15 protein-coding genes are annotated in these 19,417 nt (G+C 65.1%); 9 read left to right on the forward strand and 6 right to left on the reverse strand.

Annotated elements, in window-relative coordinates:
• Window positions 1-2: 2 nt before the first annotated feature.
• Together U5A65_RS04230 and U5A65_RS04235 are read left to right on the forward strand one after the other, a co-directional pair.
• On the forward strand, window positions 3-1,877 hold the full coding sequence (locus U5A65_RS04230; protein WP_321945886.1) for a sensor histidine kinase: 1,875 nt from the start codon (window positions 3-5) through the stop codon (window positions 1,875-1,877).
• Window positions 1,867-3,249 (forward strand): sigma-54 dependent transcriptional regulator, encoded by a 1,383-nt coding sequence (locus U5A65_RS04235; RefSeq protein WP_321907973.1) that lies wholly within the window; start codon window positions 1,867-1,869, stop codon window positions 3,247-3,249. Before U5A65_RS04230 ends, U5A65_RS04235 begins: the two co-directional genes overlap by 11 nt.
• A 5-nt stretch (window positions 3,250-3,254) precedes the next feature.
• Here U5A65_RS04235 and U5A65_RS04240 read toward each other — a convergent pair whose 3' ends face one another.
• Complete coding sequence (locus U5A65_RS04240) at window positions 3,255-3,692, reverse strand: hypothetical protein (RefSeq protein WP_321907971.1); 438 nt, start codon at window positions 3,690-3,692, stop codon at window positions 3,255-3,257.
• A gap of 138 nt (window positions 3,693-3,830) precedes the next feature.
• The gene (locus tag U5A65_RS04245; RefSeq protein WP_321945562.1) at window positions 3,831-4,712 is read right to left on the reverse strand and encodes a LysR family transcriptional regulator; all 882 of its coding nucleotides are present in this window, start codon (window positions 4,710-4,712) and stop codon (window positions 3,831-3,833) included.
• 168 nt (window positions 4,713-4,880) lie between these two features.
• On the opposite strand from U5A65_RS04245, the gene U5A65_RS04250 reads away from it, so the two are divergent.
• The 3 genes from U5A65_RS04250 to U5A65_RS04260 are packed head-to-tail and all read left to right on the forward strand — an operon-like array spanning window position 4,881 to window position 8,265.
• On the forward strand, window positions 4,881-6,014 hold the full coding sequence (locus tag U5A65_RS04250) for a C45 family peptidase (RefSeq protein ID WP_321945563.1): 1,134 nt from the start codon (window positions 4,881-4,883) through the stop codon (window positions 6,012-6,014).
• Window positions 6,015-6,059: 45 nt separating this feature from the next.
• On the forward strand, window positions 6,060-6,926 hold the full coding sequence (locus U5A65_RS04255; RefSeq protein ID WP_321945564.1) for an alpha/beta hydrolase: 867 nt from the start codon (window positions 6,060-6,062) through the stop codon (window positions 6,924-6,926).
• A gap of 4 nt (window positions 6,927-6,930) precedes the next feature.
• Entirely contained in the window at window positions 6,931-8,265 is a 1,335-nt protein-coding gene (locus U5A65_RS04260) for an MFS transporter (RefSeq protein WP_321945565.1), read from the forward strand.
• 24 nt (window positions 8,266-8,289) lie between these two features.
• Here U5A65_RS04260 and U5A65_RS04265 read toward each other — a convergent pair whose 3' ends face one another.
• Both U5A65_RS04265 and U5A65_RS04270 read right to left on the reverse strand, forming a co-directional pair.
• The gene (locus U5A65_RS04265) at window positions 8,290-8,949 is read right to left on the reverse strand and encodes a M24 family metallopeptidase (protein WP_321945566.1); all 660 of its coding nucleotides are present in this window, start codon (window positions 8,947-8,949) and stop codon (window positions 8,290-8,292) included.
• A 227-nt stretch (window positions 8,950-9,176) separates the two neighbouring features.
• Entirely contained in the window at window positions 9,177-11,111 is a 1,935-nt protein-coding gene (locus tag U5A65_RS04270; RefSeq protein WP_321945567.1) for a hypothetical protein, read from the reverse strand.
• 641 nt (window positions 11,112-11,752) lie between these two features.
• Between U5A65_RS04270 and U5A65_RS04275 the strand changes: the two genes are divergently transcribed.
• From U5A65_RS04275 to U5A65_RS04285, 3 genes are all read left to right on the forward strand, one after another.
• Complete coding sequence (locus U5A65_RS04275) at window positions 11,753-12,646, forward strand: LysR family transcriptional regulator (RefSeq protein ID WP_321945568.1); 894 nt, start codon at window positions 11,753-11,755, stop codon at window positions 12,644-12,646.
• 94 nt (window positions 12,647-12,740) lie between these two features.
• On the forward strand, window positions 12,741-14,711 hold the full coding sequence (locus tag U5A65_RS04280) for an aconitase family protein (RefSeq protein ID WP_321945569.1): 1,971 nt from the start codon (window positions 12,741-12,743) through the stop codon (window positions 14,709-14,711).
• A gap of 49 nt (window positions 14,712-14,760) precedes the next feature.
• Complete coding sequence (locus tag U5A65_RS04285; RefSeq protein ID WP_321945570.1) at window positions 14,761-16,215, forward strand: MFS transporter; 1,455 nt, start codon at window positions 14,761-14,763, stop codon at window positions 16,213-16,215.
• Window positions 16,216-16,221: 6 nt separating this feature from the next.
• Here U5A65_RS04285 and U5A65_RS04290 read toward each other — a convergent pair whose 3' ends face one another.
• Window positions 16,222-17,127, reverse strand: a complete 906-nt coding sequence (locus tag U5A65_RS04290) for an AraC family transcriptional regulator (RefSeq protein ID WP_321945571.1) — start codon at window positions 17,125-17,127, stop codon at window positions 16,222-16,224.
• A gap of 100 nt (window positions 17,128-17,227) precedes the next feature.
• Between U5A65_RS04290 and U5A65_RS04295 the strand changes: the two genes are divergently transcribed.
• On the forward strand, window positions 17,228-17,971 hold the full coding sequence (locus tag U5A65_RS04295) for an SDR family oxidoreductase (RefSeq protein ID WP_321907947.1): 744 nt from the start codon (window positions 17,228-17,230) through the stop codon (window positions 17,969-17,971).
• Between the two features lie 19 nt (window positions 17,972-17,990).
• Here the strand turns inward: U5A65_RS04295 and U5A65_RS04300 are convergent, their stop codons facing one another.
• Window positions 17,991-19,403: a cytochrome P450 gene (locus U5A65_RS04300; RefSeq protein WP_321945572.1), complete on the reverse strand. Its 1,413-nt coding sequence runs from the start codon at window positions 19,401-19,403 to the stop codon at window positions 17,991-17,993.
• Window positions 19,404-19,417 lie beyond the last annotated feature (14 nt).

The following is a 19,417-nucleotide window of genomic DNA, read 5'->3' on the forward strand; positions in this document are numbered from 1 at the left end:
AGATGCGTTACAAGGGCATTCCATGGTGGGGATGGGCGGCGGCGGCCGTGCTGTATGTCGGCGCGGCCGCCGCCGCGGTGGAGTTCGCATGGAACCGCGCGATCGACGCGCTCGCCGACGTGGGCGAGCATCGCCTCGATCTCTACGCCGCGAGCCTGAAAAGCGAGCTGGGACGCTTCGAGATGGTCCCCGCGCTCGTGGCGCGCCAGGACAGCGTGCGCGCGTTGCTCAAGGCATCGCCCGATGAAGCGCGCGGCATGTTGCCCGCAGTCAATGCCTACCTCGAAGCGGTCAACAACGATGTCGGCAGCGGCGCCGTAGACGTGATCGACGCGCACGGCACCGTGATCGCCGCGAGCAACTGGAACCAGCCGGTTAGCTTCGTCGGCACCAACGTGTCGTATCGGCCGTACTTCAAGGACGCGCTCGCGCAGGGCCGCGGCCGCTTCTTCGGCATTGGCACGAACACCGGCGTGCCGGGGCTGTACTTCGCGAATGCGATTCACGATGGCAATGTTGGCAATGCGGCAATTGGAGCTGCGGCCGTGAAGGTCAGCGTCGACGCGCTCGAATCGGCATGGCGCACGCCTGGCGAAGCGGCCGTCGTCGTCGACAGCAACGGCGTGATCGTGATCTCGACCCAGCCCGAATGGAAATTCACCGCCATGCGGGCGATGACCGAGCCGCAGCAGCGCGACATTCAGGCGTCGCGGCAATACGCGGGCCGCATTGTCGAGGCGCTGCAATACCGGCGCGTTGGCGACTGGAACGACAACGCGTGGATCGGCCTCTTCCCCGACCTGCGCCGCGCGGGCCGCACCGCACGCTTTCTCGTGATGTCGCGCCCCGCGCCGCAAGGCCAGGACACGATCATGGTGCTGCTCGACACGGCGGGCGCGCGACGGCAGCAGCGGCTTGCGTTCGCGTTCGTGACGGGCTTGTTTGTGATTGCCGCGCTCTATGCGCTCTATGCGGTGCAGCGCCGCCGCGTGATCGTGGAAAAGCTCAAGGCGCAAGAAGCCTTGCGGCGCGCGAACGACCAGCTGGAAACGACCGTCGCGCAGCGCACCGCCGCGCTCACTCAGGCCAATGCGCAGATGCAGCGTGAGATCGCCGAGCGCGAACGCACCGAGCAGCGCCTGCGTGCTACACAGCAGGAAGTCGTGCATGCCGGCAAGCTCGCCGTGATCGGCCAGATGGCGGCCGCGCTCACGCATGAGCTGAATCAGCCGCTCGTCGCGATCCGCACGCTCTGCGACAATGCGCGCACCTTCTTCGAACGCAATCAACCCGCGCAGGCGATCGCCAATCTCGAGCGCGTCGGGCGTCTCGTGGACAGCATGGCGGTGCTCACGAGCGAGCTGAAGGCGTTCGCGCGCAAGCCGGACGTGGAGCGTGTAGCGGTGTCGCTAGGCGAAGCGGTGGCGCATGCAAGGCTCATCTACGAGTCGCGCATTCGCGACGAAGCGGTTCAGCTCGACGTGCGGATCGCGCCGGGCACCACCGTGTACGCGGAGTCGAGCCAGTTGCAGCAGGTGATCGTGAACCTGCTTGGCAACGCGCTCGACGCGGTGCGCGACGCGAGCAAGCGTGTGATCGCGATGGAGGCGAGCGAGCCCGACGCACACGGCCGCGTGCGCTTTACGATCGACGATAGCGGCCCCGGCATCGCGCCGGAAGTGCTGGCGCACCTGTTCGAGCCGTTCGTGACGACCAAGCCGCGCGGGCAAGGCCTCGGGCTGGGGCTCGCGATCACGTCGCGCATAGTCGAAGGCTTTGGCGCGAAAATTACGGCCACGAATCGCGACGAAGGCGGGGCCCGCTTCACGATCGAATTCGCGGCCGCGGAGCCGCAAAGGACAGAACATGGCAGATGACAGGGCAAATGAGATTCGCGTGCTGGTCGTCGAGGATGACGAGAACGTGCGCATCGGCGTCGAGCAGGCGGTGGCGCTCGCGGGCTTTCCAGTGAGCGCGTATGCGTCGGCGGCCGATGCCTATGCCGACATCGCCCCGGGCGCCCCGATCGTGATCGTCTCGGACGTGCGCATGCCCGGCATCGACGGGTTGCAGCTGCTCGACCATGTGATGGCGATTGACCCGCAAATTCCGGTGTTGCTGATCAGCGGGCACGCGGACATTTCGACGGCGGTCAGCGCGATGCGCGTGGGCGCCTACGACTTCATCGAAAAGCCGTTCTCGTCCGACGTGATCGCAGGCCGCGTGGCCCGCGCGGTCGAGAAACGGCGGCTCACACTCGAAGTCGAGGGGCTGCGCGCGTCATTGCACAACTGGCAGGGGATCGAGGCGCTCGTGCTCGGCAAGTCGCCGGCCATGGCGGAAGTCCGCAAGAAAATTCTGCGCCTCGCCGATACGTCCGTGTCGGTGCTGATTACCGGCGAAACGGGCACCGGCAAGGAACTGATCGCACGCAGCCTGCACGACTTCAGCGCGCGGCGCGACGCGCATTTCGTGGCGCTGAATTGCGGCGGCCTGCCCGAGCAGGTGTTCGAGAGCGAGCTGTTCGGGCACGAGGCGGGCGCGTTCACGGGCGCGATCAAGAAGCGTGTTGGGAAGATCGAATGGGCGAACGGCGGCACGCTCTTTCTCGACGAAATCGAAACGATGTCGATGCCGCTGCAGATCAAGATGCTGCGCGTGCTGCAGGAGCGCGTGGTCGAGCGCCTCGGCGCGAACGAGCTGATTCCGGTGGATTGCCGCATCGTCGCCGCTTCGAAGGCGGACCTCGCCGAAGTCTCCGCCGAGGGCAACTTCCGCGCGGACCTGCTGTACCGGCTGAACGTTGCGCAGATCGAATTGCCGCCGCTGCGCGAGCGGCGCGAAGACGTCCCGCTGCTGTTCGAACATTTCGTGCTCGCGGCCGCGCGCCGCTTCGGCACGCCGGCGCCGGTCGTGACCGCCGCGCAGGTGTCCGAGCTCATGACGCATGCGTGGCCCGGCAACGTGCGCGAGCTGCAGAATGTCGCCGACCGCTTCGTGCTTGGACTAACCGGCGACAGCCTGCTTTCCGCAGGCGCGGCGACGGCGAAAGGGGAGACGCTTGCGGACCAGATTGCGTACTTCGAACGCATGCTGATCGAGAACACCCTGCGGCGCCATCACGGCAACGTCGCCCAGGCGAGCGACGAGCTTGGCATGCCGAAGAAAACGCTTTATCACAAGCTGCGTCAGCTGAAGATCGCGGCTCGCGACTCGCAGGGCGAGGAGAAGGACGAAAAAGACGCCTGAGCGGTCTAGTTGGTGCGGTAGGTGGTCGTCGACGATTGCAGCTTGGTGAGCGCGCCGTTCTTGAGCCGGAACCAACCCTCCGAGCCTTGCATCACGACTTCGTCGGGTTGCCAGAACACGCGCTTGATCGTCATGCGCGCGCTCACGTGCTGCACGAGCGGCGGATTGCGGCGAAAGTCGTACAGCACCGGGCCGAAGTCGGTCTGCACGAGCATGCGCGTAATCGTGCTGTTGTCGTGGCCCACTTCGTCGAAATGCGCGAGCGTTTTCGCGTCGAAGCGGTCGAAGATGTCCTTGCCGAGGACCGCCACGAAGTCGCGGTCGTCGCGCACGAATTGCACCGTGCCTGCGGGGGTGGCGAACGAGCCGGCCGCGTTGCTCTGTGCATGAGCGCAGGTGGCGAACGAGGCGGCGGTGAGCGCGGCGAGTAACAGTCGTTTCATGTTTCTTTCCAGTAGGTTCGCGGTATTTTCGTTGATTTTGGTCGCTGCGTCGAATCCTGCGATCGCGTTGGACGGGGTCGCTGGTCGCATCCGCCATTCCGGCTTTCTTCGCCACGCGATGAAATCAATCAGGAAGACTTACGAATTCGAGAGCGCCGCAAGCAGCTGATTCTTCACGATCGCCGTTGCCCGCGGCTGGCGGCCGAACTCGTACCAGGCCACGTGCCGGCGCCATGTGGCGCCGGGAATCGGCTTGACGAACAGTTGCGGGTCGTCGGCCCACGCGGCGTGCCGCAGGCTCGGCACGATCGACACCCCCACGTTCTGCCGTACCAGATCGGCAATAGCCGCGATCGAATTCATTTCCAGCACCGGATTGACCTCCACGCGCAAACGGCGCAGCAGGCTCGCCACGTGCCTGCCTGTGAGCGATGCTGCTTCGAAGCCGATGAACGGCAAGCGCTTGAGCAGCGAGGCCGCCGACGCGTCGGCGGGACCGACTGCCGGATTGGCCAGCAGCACGAGTGGCTCCTCATAGAGCGACTCCCACGATTCCGGCAGCGTGGTGTTGCGCGGTTCGCTGATGAGCACCGCAGCGTCGATCTCGCCCGCGCGCACCTGGCGCTCCAGTTCCGGGCTGCTGCCATGGGTGAGGCGCACGTTCAGCGCGGGGTACGGCACCTTGAGCTTGATGACGTTGGCGGCGAGAAAGCCCATGGACGACACGGTCGAGCCGATCGTGACCGTGCCTTCGATGCTGTGCGTGTCGGCCACGCCGCGCAGCAGCGAGTCGTAGGCCGCCACCACCGTGCGCGCCTGCTCGATGATCGAGCGGCCCGCGTCGTTGAGCTGGATGCTGCGGCCGCTGCGGTCGAACAGCTGGCGTTGGCACACGCGTTCCAGCGTGCGCATTTGCGCGCCGACCGCCGCGTGGGTCAGCGCCATGCGATCGGCGGCGGCGGCCATGGTGCCGTGCTTCTCGATCGCCAGAAAGGTCCGGAGCATCCGGATTTCGCTCATCTTTCGCCTCCTCGGGCCGTTTCTGGCATGTCATGCCGTGCCCGCATGATCGCACGAAGCACAAAAAAATCTTTCCTTTCAGTAAACAAAATAACGCTTTTTATTTTATTTCTCTCGCCCGAGAATCGTTTCATCAAGTTCATTCGTTTCTTGCGTGGGAGTGATTCGATGCCGCAAATCCAGCCGTTTCCGTTCGTCAGCGTCTCCGGCAAGCCCTATGAGCGCGGGGTGCAATATGGCCGCGCCGTGGCCGGCCGCGTTCGTTTGAGCGCGTCGCGCTACGGCCAGACGCTGCGCAATATCGGCTATAGCGAAGCGTCGCAAACGGCGCTGATCCGCTCGCTCGAACAGGCGATCGGCGAGTTTCAGCCGGCGTATCTGGACGAAATGCGCGGCATTGCGGCGGGCGCGGACGTGCCGTTCGAAGACATCGTCATGATCAATGCCCGCACCGAGGTGCTGGCCAAGGCGCGCGCCGACAAGACGACACCGGCGGATGCCGAAGACGAGGACGGCTGCACGGGCGTGCTCGTGCTGCCTTCGCGTTCCGCGAACGGGCGGCTGATCCACGCGCAGAACTGGGACTGGAAAGCCGACTGCGTGGATACCGGCATCGTGCTGCGCGTGCGCAACGACGAGGGCCCCGACTATCTGACCTTCGTCGAAGCGGGCGGCCTCGCGCGCAGCGGCCTGAACGCGGCGGGCGTGTCGATCACGGCGAACTACCTCGAATCGGATCGCGATTTCACGCAGATGGGCGTGCCGCTTTCGCTTCTGCGCCGCCGCGTGCTCGAAGAGCCGGTCTTCGCCAACGCGATGCGCACGATCGCCACGACGCCCAAGTCGTGCTCGAACAACATCATGCTGGGCATGGCCGAGGGCTTCGGCATCGATTTCGAATGCGCGCCGGATGAGGCGTTTCCGATCTGGCCAAACGACGATCAACTGATCGTGCATGCGAACCACTGGATGAGTCCGGTCGCCCGCACGAAGCTGCGCGACACCGGCTGCGAAAACTCGCCCGACAGCTACTACCGCGACTGGCGCGTGCGTCAGTTGCTCAACGCCGCGCCGAAGGTGGACCGCAATGCGGTGAAAGCCGCGCTGTTCGACGCGTTCGGCACGCCGCATTCGGTTTGCCGTCCGCCGCGCCCGGGCACGCGCCACACGCTGAGTGCAACGGTCGCGATGATCGTCATGGAACCGGCCAGCGGCGAGATGGACGTCGCGCCGATGCCTGCGCTGAACCGCGTTTTCACTCGCTACAGCCTCCAGCACGAGCCGATTGCCGAAGCGGCTTGAAGCTTGATAAACGCCATACCCGAAACGAATTGGGAGGAGAGACCGATGTCCGAAGTTGCAGAAAGGCCGCTTACGGTGGACAAAGCGAAAGCCGAAGCGCTCTATGACCTGGGCTCGACCACGGTGTACGCGAGCCGGCACGATGCGCGGTTCCCCTACACGCTTTACGTGCCGCCCGAAGTGACCACGCCTGGCAACGACGTCGAGCTGGTTGTCGTGATGCACGGCACCGGCCGGCAATTCATTCAGTACCGCGATGCATTTGCGGGCTTCGGCCGCTGGAACCGCTGCATCGTGCTCTGTCCGCTCTTTCCGGTGGGCGTGCGCGGCGACGGCGATCGCAGTGGCTTCAAGCGCCTCGTGGAAGGCGACATCCACTACGACAAAGTTCTGCTCGACATGGTGAGCGAAGTCGGCGAACGTTACGGCAAGCACTTTGAGAAGTTCGCCTTGTTCGGCTACTCGGGCGGCGGCCAGTTCGTCAACCGTTTCGCGTATGTTCACCCCGAACGCTTGTGGGCGGCTACCATCGGCGCGCCGGGCAACGTCACGCTGCTGGACGCGTCGAAGGACTGGTGGCTGGGCGTGGGCGGCTTCGAGCGGCATTTCGGCAAGCCTTTCGATCTCGCCGCGCTGCGCCGGGTGCCGGTGCAGATGGTGGTGGGCCGCGCGGACCTCGAAACGTGGGAAATCACCGTGCGCGACGACAGCCCGATGTACCTGCCGGGTATCAACGATGCGGGTAGAACGCGCCCGGAGCGCCTTAGAGCGCTCAAGGCATCGTTCGAGGCGGCCGGTATCGACGTACGCTTCGACGAACTCGAGAACATCGCCCACAGCGGCCTGCAGGTGGTCGAGGTGGTCCAGGACTTCTTCGCGCAAAGCCTGCGCGCGATGCGCACGGGAGCCTAAGCCGATGGAAACGGTCAGCGAAGCCAGAAAGATCCGCAAAGTCATCATCACGACCGTGGCGGGCGGCACGTTCGAATGGTTCGACTTCGCGGTATACGCCTATTTTTCGAGCTTGATTGCGCGGACGTTTTTCGCTGGCGTGAATCGCGGCGAGTCCTTGCTGTTGACGTTCGCAACGTTCGCGGTCGGCTTTCTCGTGCGGCCGATAGGCGGCGTCGTGATGGGCATGTACGCCGACCGCGCCGGGCGCGTGAAGGCGCTCTCGTGGATCATGGTGGCAATGTCCGTGGCCTCGCTGCTGCTCGCGCTGACGCCGGGCTACGCCACGCTCGGGCTCGCGGCGCCCATTCTGGTGGTGATCGGCCGCCTCGTGCAGGGCTTTGCGGTGGGCGCGCAGTTCGCGCTTTCGTCGGTCACGATCTACGAGGTGGCGCCGCCGGGCAAGAAGATGTTCTACGGTAGCTTCAACATGGTCTCGCTCGGTGTCGCGGCCATGCTGTCTTCGGGTTGCAGCTACCTGTTGACGAGTCATCTTTCGCACGACGCGCTCGCCGCGTGGGGATGGCGCGTGCCGTTCCTGGTCGGCGCGCTCGTCGGGCCCATCGGCTTTTATCTGCGGCATCATATCGGCGAGTCGGACGACTTTCAGCGCATGCAGGCGCGCCCCGCCGCGCAGGCACCCACGCTCGTGCGTGCGCGCCAGTTCGTGCGCGAAAACGGCGATGCGCTCGTGTGCGCGATGGGCGTGATGATCGCGGGCACCTCGCTCAATTACGTGTGGAATGCCTATTTGCCGAACTATGCGCAGTTCCAGCTGCATCTTTCGCTGGGCTCGACGCTGCGCGGCGTGTTCGTGACGAGCCTCGTGATGTCGATCCTTTCACCCGTGTTCGGCAAGCTCGCCGACCGCATTGGCGCCTATCGTCTGTTCTGCTTATTTATTGCGGGGTGGATGGTGTGCGTCTTTCCGCTCTTCTGGTACCTGCTCGCCCAGCCGAGCGAGAACAGGCTGATGTTCGTGCAGGTCGTCGGCATGCTGTTCCTGACGCTGCAAGGCGCCGCCCACCCCGGCATGCTCGTGAAGATCTTTACGGTGCAAGGCCGCTCCACCGGCGTGGCGATCGCATACAACACGGCGGTGATGCTGTTCGGCGGGCTGGCGCCTTTTTATATCTCGGTCGTGGCGCGATTCACGGACGCCAGATTCATTCCACCGGGCTATCTGTTCGGCACGAGTCTGATGGCCATCGTGCTCGTGCTGCTCACGCGCACGGGGCGGCGCGTGTTGCAGGACGACCGCGCTCAGCGCAGCTATGAGGCGCAGACGTCGTCAGCCTGATTGCGTTACCCGCAACGCCTGGCGCTACGCGAGCAGGTCCTCGTAGAACGCGCCGAACGCACGCGTGGGGTGAGCGATCTGAATTTCGAGGATCCACAGCCCGGCGGCCGGCACCGTTTCGAAGTCGCCGAGGTCGCCGGCCCGGTAGATGGCGTGCGGGAAGTCGCTCACGCGATGGCCCTTGATATCGACGTTCAGGCGCCAGCCATAGGCGCTCGCGCGTTCCGCGGCGAATTCGTAGAGCGCCTTGCCGCTGCAGCCCGTGCTGCGCCAGTGGATGGCCACCTCGTCGTAGATGATCTTGACGTCGCGCGCGCAGCGCCGCATTTCCAGGTCGCTGCCCGTGACGAAAGTCGCGCCCGCGTCGCCTTCATGCTGGTTCCACACGACGCCAAGGTCGATGAAGAAGATGTCGTCCGCGCCCAGAACGGGGTCGCCTTCGGAGCGCTCCTTGAAGATGCGCAGCGTGTTCTCGCCAAAGCGGATCAGCACGGGATGCCAGATGCGGTCCATGCCCAGCGCTTCGAGGATGGCCTTGCTTTGCGCCGTGGCTTCCGATTCGCGCATGCCGGGCCGGATAGCCGCCGCAATCTGCTCGATTGCCTTCCAGGTCATCACGCGTGCGTGCTCCATGGCGTCGGCCGAGAATTTTTCTCCCACCGCTTCCTTGCTGCCAGTGTTCACCTGATGTCGCTCCAGTTGTCTTGCCGCCCATTGAGGAGGGGACCGGGGCGGTAGCGCTATATTCTCGCGTATATTTCGATTCGTTGCCAACCGCAACGATGTGCGGCTCAAGGGGAGCAAGCCTGTCGACGGTAAACGGCCGAAGCGCCCGGCCCGCGGAACCGTGTCCGCGGGCCGGGCGCTTCGGGGTGCCGCTTTTCGCGCGGTCAGGTGGCCGCGCAGTTCGCTTAGTTCGCCATGTAGCCCGTGGGAAGCGTCGCATTGGCGCTCGCCACCGAGGCATTCTGCGAAACCACGTATACCGGCGATTCAGTCAGATTCAGCGCGAGCTGGCCATTGGTGTAGCTCATCGTGGTCGGGTTGCCCATCTCGTCGAGCACGGTGACCGTGCCGCTCGTGCCGGGCGCATCCACTGCGAGGCTATAGGCCACGCTATAGGTCGAGCTGTAACCGCTGCTCGCGCTCCACACGCTGTTGTTGTGCGTCCAGAGCGCGGTGATGACCGCGCCGTTGTTCAACTGCTGGAACGCATAGGCGTAGACACCCGAGGGCGTGCCGTTCACCGGGCCGAGCGTGTTGGTGCCGTCGAGAATGCGCGTCATCGCCGCGACAGCCATCGCCGCCGGCTTGGGGCTGATGTTCTGCGCACCGTATTGGCCCTGGGCGTCGGCGAGATCGAAGAACGTGCCATAGCCCACGAGGCCCGGGAAGTCCGCGCCATAGAAGATCCAGGTTTGATCGGCGCCTTCGCCCAGAATGATCACGTGGCTGCGCGCCACCAGTGCACCTTGTGCGTACAGGATGTTGGCGCTCGGATAGTTGGCGCCGTACGACGAGCCGTTGTCATAGCTGATGCCTAGCTCCGTGCTGAACAGCTTCATGCCCGGCTTGTAGTCGGCGGCCATTTCGCTGCGCAGCGCGCGCATTTGCCCGATCAGCGAGCCGGATGCGTTGGCGGGGTCGGTCGCGAGACGTTCCGGCGCATACGAAGGCGAAGTGCCATTGATGTCGTAGTAGCCGTGCGTCGTCACGCCGTCGATGTACTGCGCGTAGCCGAGCGGCGCGAGCGTCTTGAGCTGGCTGGCGGTGCCGGAGGGCGCCGTATCGGTCGGACCCATCACGACAGCGTGCGGGTCAGTCGAATGGATGCCCTGATAAACGGTCTGATAGAGCTGCACGAACTGCGCGTTCGTGCCTTGCCATTGCGCATCCGGTTCCCAGGTGAGCTGGTAGTAGTTGGCCGACTGGTTCGGAAAATAAGTCGTCCGAATGAGATTCGACTCCGTGCCGATCCGGGCCATGTAGTTCTGGTAGTACGAGAGATCGGAAGGCGCAAGCGCTTCGTCCTCGAACGCGCCCGTGGGGCTCGCCCACGCGGGAATGCCGTCCAGACGCACGAGCCGCATCACCTGGCCCGTGGTGTAGAACGGATCGAGGTTATTGGCGTTCGGGTTGAAGGTGTTGGGGCCGTTCGGCTCCATGTTGTACAGCTCGCGATGGTCGTACGTCCACGAAATGCCGAGCGAGGAGAGCACGGAGGTGTTGTCGTCCTCACCTTGCATGCCGAAGCGATGCAGGTCCTGATGCGCATACGTGACCGTCGGCACGATGTTGGCCAGATTGGGCAGCACGCCGAAGGTCGCGGTGCCCGCGGGCCGGGTGCCGAGCGAGGGCAGCTGACCGCCGGCGTTGGCGAGCGTGGCGGACACGGCGAAGTAGCCCGCGAGCGTGGACGAGCAGGACAGCGTGGTCGTCAGGGGGCCTGCCGTCACGGGCAGGCGGCCACTCGCGGCCACGTTGCCGAACTGGTCGGCGATCGACCAGATCAGCGTGTCGGCGGCGGGCGCGTTGGTCGTCAAGGCCACAGGGAACGCTGTGGCCGAGGCGAAGATGCGGCCGCTTTGTGTGGTCGGCGTATCGGCTGAAACGAGCGCGCTGCCGGAACTCGCACTCGATGTCGAGGCGGAGCCGCAGGTCATCGTTCCGGGCTTGAGCGCGGTCGTGCCCGCATTCGCTGCGGCCGCGTTGCTGCCGCCATTGGCGCCACTCGAGTTTTGCGACGTGGCCGAGGCATTGGTTGCATCGCCGGAGCTTCCGGAACCGCCGCCGCCGCACGCCGCGAGGAATAGCGACGAGGACAGCAAGAGATAAAAGAGTTTCATCGTGCTCGAAAAAGACAAAGCGACGCCCAGCCGGCGACGGCGCGCGGTGCGCGCTCAGAGGCTGGCTAAGGTCTGAAGAATGAGTTTTGGCAGACGCCGCACAACGGCTCGATGAGCCCTGCGCCCGCTACGTGCGCCGCGCGGCTCGCGCTACTGCGCGAACGTGCGTATCTGTCCTTTGCTTTCGCGGGGGTAAATATTGCGCCCTCGCTACGGCTGCCCGTCGGGAATTTCGGCCCTGCGCTGGATCCCTGGAGGAGGGGAGACGTGCGCAATATTTTCGGACGAAGAAGTATTAAGTCACTGCTTGAAGTCAGACGCGCGGCGGATGTTACCGATAATTCCCCCTGACATGTGAAAATCAGACGTAACAAAATGTCACACGAATTCACATCAGTTTCAATTACCGAAACTTAGTGAATTTCCGCCAATAGCAAGGTATGAATTACCTCAAAAGAAGACGGTAATGCTTGCTGCATCGATCGCGTGTTTCACCCGCTATTTCCGGCTATATCGGCAACTATGGGGCGATCTGAAGAGCGCAGATGTCATTCATTCTTTTGTCTATATCTCCCTTTTAAATGCCTTTCTGATTTAAATCGGGTCGGAATTTAATTGACTCTGCTGATATGATTGCGGGCATGCGAATCGATCCCTATAGCCTCGAGCTGTTCATTTCGGTCGTGGAGGAAGGTTCCATTGCCCGGGCGGCCAGCCGCAATCACATTGCGCCTTCGGCACTCAGCCGCCGCATGGCGGATCTGGAAGCGGCAATGGGGCTGCCTTTGCTCATCCGTTCTCCTGCGGGCGTCGAATTGACCGAGGCGGGCCGTCACGCGTTTTCTCGTGCGGCGGCGGTGCACGACCAGTTGCAGTCGCTCGCGCGCGAAGTCCAGTCGCTCAGCGGCGAGGTGGCGGGCGTCGTACGCCTGTTCGCGAACGCGTCCGCGATCGTCGGCTTTTTGCCGGAGCGGCTCAAGGCCTTTCAGGCGCGCTTTCCGCTCGTGCAGATCGCGCTGACCGAACAGATCAGCGACGAGGTCGTGCGGGCCTGCATGGAAGATCGCGCCGACGTGGGGATCTCCGCGAACGGCAGGATTCCCGGCGCGCTCGACTCATGGCATTTCGCCGCCGACCCGCTCATGGTCGTGCTTCCGCCCGAACACGAACTGGCCGCCATGCAGGCGCTCACGTTCCACGACGTACTGCGTTTTCCGCTCGTGGCGCTGCAGGCGGGCGGCTCGCTCGACCAGATGCTCAAGGAGCGCGCCGCCGCTGCGCGCGTGCCGCTCAAGATTCCGGTGACGGTCAACAGCTTCGACGCGCAGTGCCGCATGGTCGAGGCCGGGCTTGGCATCGGCATCGTCCCGACCAGCGCGGCGTCTGCCTTCGCGGGCTCGCAGGGGTTCGTGCGCCGGCCGCTCGATGAGCCCTGGGCGACGAGCCGCAGCCTGCGCTTGCACGCGTTGCGCAAGTCGCCGCGCCTGAGGGCCGTGCAGGCCTTGATCGATACGCTCGTCCAGCGCGAGGGTTAACGAGGACATCGCGAACGGCGATGCCCCCTTTGCCGATCGAGCACTTCATTGCGCCGCTTGCTGCCGTCTAGATTTCCTCTCAAGGAGAAAATGGATGGCAACACTGGAATTGACTGGCCGCGTGCTGTTTCTTTGCAATGACCCGGAGCGGGTCGAGCGGCAATTGCATGCAGACATGCGAGGCGCCGATCTGGACGGCGTCACGCCCGACGCGTTGAGAGACGACGTTTCGACCGACGAGATCACGCCCATGAGCGTGCTCACGCGTTTCGACGACCGTCTTGGCCGCGTGCCCTACGTCGGCTTTCAGGCCGGCGGGCGCAATCCAATTGGTATGGATTCCGTACGAAATGGCGGCTTCAGCGTGACCGTGGCAGGGAGTCGCTATGGCAAGGGCTCATCGCGCGAGCACAGCCCGCTGGCGGAATACCGTGCGGGCATCCGGCTCGTCATCGCGCGCAGCTTCGAGCGCATCTATCGTCAGAACGCGGACAACATCGGCTTGTTCACATCGACGGATTTCGGCCTGATCGAGCGCATCCGGCGCGGCGAGCCGATCGACATCGAGGAGCTGGTCGCCTCCCGCGACGGCCTGGCGGCGTCGATTCTGCGCAGCGGCGGGCTGTTGAAATACGGCGCGCAATACATGCGGCAGATCGAGCCTGTCGCGCGGTCCGTCAATCACGCGCCGCGTACGTTCGCGCAGAAAATCCTCGAACGGCATGTGTTACGCACGGAGCACACGGGCGAATCGCTCGCGCCGGGCGCGGGCGTTTTCGTTCGCGCGGACTGGCGCTTCATCCACGAGTACTACACGGGGATGGCCACGCACATGCTGCATGCCACGTTCGGCAAGCCGCTTTCACTGCATGAGCCCGAAACCCTGCTCGCGTTCGAAGATCACCTTTCCTATTCGCACAAGAGCGAGCTGCATGTGCGTAACGGCCTGCTGCCTGACGTACGCGAGCTTTCGGCTGCACACCGTCAATTCGCGCACGACTATGGGGTGCGCAATCACGGCTATTTGAGCGAACTCGAAAGCGGCATACAAGAAGGCTCAGAAGGCATTTCCCACGCGATGATGTCCGAGCGTTACGCGCTGCCGGGGCAGGTCGTGGCAGGGACCGATTCGCATACGCCGCACAGCGGCGCGCTCGGGTGTCTCGCGTTTGGCGTGGGCACGACCGACATGGCGAATGCATTCGTGACGGGAGCGGTGCGCATGACCGTGCCGCAGTCCTTGCGCGTGAATTTCCACGGCCCGATTCCCGCCGGCGTGACGGCAAAGGACCTTGTGCTGCACCTGCTCGCGCAACCAGGAATCCGCGCCGGCGCGGGCGTAGGAAAAGTGTTCGAGTTCGCCGGTTCCGCGATCGCGCAGTTGAGCACCGACGAGCGCACGACGCTCACGAACATGACGGCGGAGCTGGGCGGCTTCACGGGCATCGTTGCGCCCGATGAAGAAACCGTGCGCTTTCTGCGGGAGCGTCGCGGTATCGAGTTTGCCATCGAGCCGTGGATGTGCAGTGACCCCGGCGCGCCCTACGCCGAAGTGATCGACATCGACTGCACGCGCCTCTCGCCCATGCTCGCCGCGCCGGGCGACCCCGGCAACGGCATTGCGCTGCATGACCTTGAAGCGCGGCCGCGCGTCGACATCGCCTACGGCGGCTCGTGTACGGCGGGCAAGCGCGAAGACTTCGACCACTACCACGAAGTGCTGGCGTGGGCGGCGGCGCGCGGCATACGCGTGCCCGCCGATGTGAAGCTCTATCTGCAATTCGGTACGTCCGACGTGCGCGACTATTGCGTGCAGCGCGGCTACATCGAAGCTTTCGAACAGGCGGGCGCGGTTCTCCTGCAACCCTCATGCGGTGCGTGCGCGAATTGCGGACCTGGCGCCTCTGTCGACGCGGGCCAGGTTACGATCAGCGCGATCAACCGTAATTTTCCGGGACGCTCGGGTCCTGGCCGCGTCTGGCTCGCGAGCCCGCCGACGGTCGTGGCGAGCGCGCTTGCGGGAGAGATCGCTTCGTTTGACGAGCTGAAAGCGCGGTATCCGTGAGCGCAGCGTCAAGAACAATTCATTCGAATGACTACATTGGAGACAAAACATGGCCATTCTGGAGGGCACGGCGAGCTTGCGCGCCGCTGACCATGGAACCCCCGGCGATGCGAACGCGCTGGCCGACGGCAGCGGGCAGTACGGGTCGATATCGGCCCGTCTCGACAGGCTTCCAGCCACGCGCGCGGTATGGAAGCTGATTCTGTTGCTGAGCCTCGGGTTCTTCTTCGAACTGTACGATCTGCTCTTCACAGGCTACGTCGCGCCGGGTCTCGTCAAAAGCGGCATTCTCACTTCGACCACACCGGGCCTTTTCGGCACCTCGGGTGTGGCGAGCTTCATCGCCGCGCTGTTTTGCGGACTCTTTATCGGCACGGCCGCGTGTGGCTTTCTCGCGGACCGCTTTGGCCGGCGCGCCATCTTCACGTGGTCGCTGCTGTGGTATGTCGCGGCGAACACGGTCATGGCCTTCCAGGATACGGCGAGCGGCCTGAACTTCTGGCGCTTCGTTTCGGGCGTGGGCATAGGCGTCGAACTGGTGACCATCGGCACGTACCTGTCCGAGCTTGCGCCGAAACATTTGCGCGGCAGAGCGTTTGCGGTGTGCCAGGCGATCGGCTTTTCGGCTGTGCCTGTCGTGGCGTTTCTTTCGTGGCTGCTCGTGCCGCGTGCGCTGCTGGGACTCGACGGATGGCGCTGGGTCGTGCTGCTTGGCGGCATTAGCGCGCTCTTTGTCTGGTACTTCCGGCGCAATTTGCCCGAGAGTCCGCGCTGGCTCGCGGGCAAAGGCCGCACCGAAGAAGCCGCTGCGGTGCTGGCGGATCTCGAAGAGAAGGTGGCGCGGCAATACGGAGCGCCGCTCCCTGCCCCAGGACCCGCCGACCCGGTGCCGCGAAAGGCGGGATTCGCGGACATGTGGAAGCCGCCGTACGGCAAGCGCACCGTCATGCTCATCGTCTTCCATGTTTTCCAGACGGTGGGCTTTTATGGCTTCGCGAACTGGGTGCCCACGCTGCTCGTGAAGCAAGGCATCACGGTCACGTCGAGCCTCATGTACACCACGGTGATCGGGCTCGCTGCGCCGCTGGGTCCGCTGCTCGGCTACTGGATTGCCGACCGTTTCGAGCGCAAGCATGTGATCGTCGGCATGGCGGCGATCAATATCGTGAGCGGCTTGTTGTTCAGCCAGGCGTCGGCGGCGGTGGCGATCGTCACGCTTGGCGTGCTGTTGACGCTCGCGGGCAACGTCATCTCGTTCACCTATCACACGTATCAGCAGGAGCTTTACCCCACGGCCATCCGCGCGCGCGCCGTGGGCTTCGTCTATTCGTGGAGCCGGCTCTCGGCCGTGTTCAGTTCCTTCGTCATCGCCTTCACGCTCAAGGAGTTCGGCGTGACTGGCGTGTTCGTTTTCATCGCGGGCGCGATGGCGCTCGTGATGGTCGCCATCGGCCTGATGGGGCCGCGCACGCTGGGCAAGTCGCTGGAGAGCATTTCGCACTGAGCGCCCTCAACCCGCCGCCTGCTCCCGTGCGTATTGCGCAGGCGGCACGCCCACATGTCGCGTGAACGCGACGCTGAATGTGCTGGCCGAACTGTAGCCAACACGCAGCGCAACTTCGGCCACGCCCTGCGTCTCGCGGCGCAGCAGGTTTCTCGCGATCGCCATGCGCCAGCCGAGCAGATACTCCATCGGCGCGACGCCCACGGCTCGCCGGAAGCGCTCGAAAAACGCCGAGCGCGACAGCGCCGCTTCCTTCGCGAGCTGAGCGACGGTCCAGGGCACGGTCGGGCTTTCGTGCATGCGCCGCAGCGCGGGCGCAAGGCGTGGGTCGCCGAGCCCACGCAGCAGGCCCGGCGTAGCCGACGCATCCCCTGTCGAGCGCAGCGCTTCGATCAGCAGCACCTCCAGCAGGCGCGCGAGGACGACCTCACGCGCGGGCCGCTGCGCACGCGACTCGTCGCGCACGAGTTGTACGAGCGTGGCGAGGCGCTTTTCGCCGCGCACATGAATGCGCTGCGGCAGCAGCGAGACGAGCAATGCCGCATCGGGCGAGCCGAACACGCAGTAACCCACGAGCATCTGCACATTGGGCGGGCCGCTCAGGTCGCCAAGCCGGTATTCGCCGCTGAGCTGCGCGACGGGGGTGGTGTCCGTGGTCTGCGTCGTCGCCGGGTCGAGGCTCGACATCGCGAAGCCGTGGGCCTCCGGAATCAGGACGAAATCGTCGGGTTCGAGCGTGAGCGGCGCCTGGCCATCTACCTCGAGGCGGCATGAACCTTCGAGGATCGCGCAGTAGAAGGGCTGCCCGGCATCCGTGCGCCGGATACGCCAGGCGCCCGCACCGCTCACTCGTTTCGAGATCGAGGCGCCCGGCTGGAGCAGCGCGACCACTTCCGCGAGTGGGTCGATCATGACCGGACTCCTGCAAATGAAACGTGGACGTTTGATTGTAGCAAGTCCGGCTACGGAGGCTTATCGTCTCGGTACTGCCAACCCACCTGCAGGAGCGTTGATGAAAACCGTCTTGATCACTGGATGCTCGTCCGGTTTCGGCCTCGAAATCGCCCGCTACTTTCTCGACCGCGACTGGAACGTCGTCGCGACGATGCGCACGCCGCGCGAGGATGTGCTGCCGCGGTCGCCGCGCCTGCGCGTGCTCGCGCTCGATGTCACGCAGGCGCAGAGCATACGCGAGGCCGTGGAGGCCGCCGGGCCGATCGACGTGCTCGTGAACAACGCGGGCATTGGCGTGCTGGGCGCGCTCGAAGGCATGTCGATGGAGACCGCGCGCGACGTGTTCGAGACGAATACGCTCGGCACCATTGCGCTCACGCAGGCGGTTCTGCCGCAGTTTCGGCAGCGTAAGAGCGGTGTCGTCGTGAACGTCACGTCGAGCGTGACGCTGCGCGCGTTGCCGCTGCTCGCCGTGTATGCGGCGAGCAAGGCGGCGGTCAACGCGTTCACGGAGTCGCTGGCGCACGAACTCGCGCCGTTCAATGTGCGCACGTGCGTCGTGCTGCCGGGCCGCGCGCCCGACACGCGCTTCGGCGAGAACGCGCAGCAACGCATGGAGGGCAGCATTCCCGAGCCTTATGTCGAGCTGGGACAGCGCGTGTTCGAGCAGTGGGCGCAGTCCACGGCGATCACGCGCTCGCAGGACGTGGCCGAGGCGGTCTGGCGCGCGGCGACCGATGCGGCGGCTCCGGCCCGCATCGTCGCGGGTGCGGATGCGCTGGCGTTGGCCGGGGCGCCGTGATCCCCCCGAACCGCTAAGGCTAAGCCGGTGCGAGCGCCAGATGTAGCGGCGCCTGCGGCCTTAGCGTCACGTTGAGCACGGGGCGCGGGGCCGCCGTGCCGTTCGGCACCGCGAGCGTGTAGCGCTGCAAGACCATTGCGGCGATCACCGTCATCTCGGTCATCGCCAGATGCTGCCCCAGGCACACACGCGGACCCATGCCGAACGGCGACCACGCGCCGCGCTGGGCAGGCGCGGCTTCGCGGGCGAAGCGCTCGGGCTTGAATGCGGACGGGTCGGCGAACCAGCGCGCGTCGTGCTGCATCAACTGCACGGGCAGCATGAACAGCGTGCGCGCCGGAAACCGCCACGCACCGAGTTCCACCGCACGCGTCGCGCGGCGGCTGATGAGCACCGGCGCGGCGGGGTAGAGGCGCAGCGTTTCCTCGAGGGTTTGCGTCACCCACGGCAGCGCGGTGCGGACATCGGCGCCCGGCGCGCGGCCTTGCAGCACCTCGCTCACCTCCGCACGCGCGGCCGCTTGCGCCGATGGGTTCGAGGCCATGCACCATGCCCACCATGTGAGCGTGGCCGCAGTCGTCTCGTGACCGGCGAGAAACGTCGTCATGCATTCGTCGCGCACCGCCTGCAGTGGCCATGTAGCCGCGTCTTCGCGATGAAGATGCAAGAGACGCGAGAGCAGGTCGTCGGGCCACGCGCTAGCGGAGAGCGCAAGGCGTGCTTGCAGATGCTGCTCGATGAGACCCTTCAGCACGCGTATGGCCCGTCGCTTCGCGCGCTTCCAGGGCATCCAGTCGGGTGCGCTGGCAGGCCAATAGAATTCGGCATTGGCGGCTTCGCTCGCCACCCGCACGGCGTCTTCGGCCTCGCGAGCCTGCGCGCCGACTTGCGCGGAAAACATCATCCGCAAGATCACGTCCATGGTCAGCGAGGTCAGCGCGTTTTCCACCGGCCAGCGCGCATACTGCTGCGGCCACTGCGCGAGCGCGGCCGCCGTTGCCGCCGCCACGCCCGGCACGAAGGCCTGCACGGTCTTCGGCGCGAAGCCGGGCTGCATCGCATGACGTTTGACGCGCCATGCATCGCCTTCGGATGTCAGCACGCTGTGGCCGTGTAGCTGCGCGAATATGCTCGTGCCGCGTTCCCAGCGGACCAGCGCGTCGTGATGCGTGACCAGCAGGTCGCGCGCAAGCTGTGGGTCGGCCACCATGACCGCGTGCTCGGGGAAGGAGCGCACATGCACGACGTCGCCGTAGCTGCGCTGCCACTCGCCGAGCGTGCCGAGCAGGTCGCGGGACATGCGGCGCAACAGGCCCCAGCCGGTCAGGCCGGCTGGCGGGCCGGGCGGCCATGCGCCGGTGGGCGGGGGCGAAGGCGGCGTCCCGTCGCGCTTCGCGTGGAACGGACATTGAGCGGTCGATGGCGTTTTCATGCCACGCATTGCAC

The sequence above is a fragment of the Paraburkholderia sp. J10-1 genome (assembly GCF_905220165.1).
Lineage (GTDB): Bacteria > Pseudomonadota > Gammaproteobacteria > Burkholderiales > Burkholderiaceae > Paraburkholderia.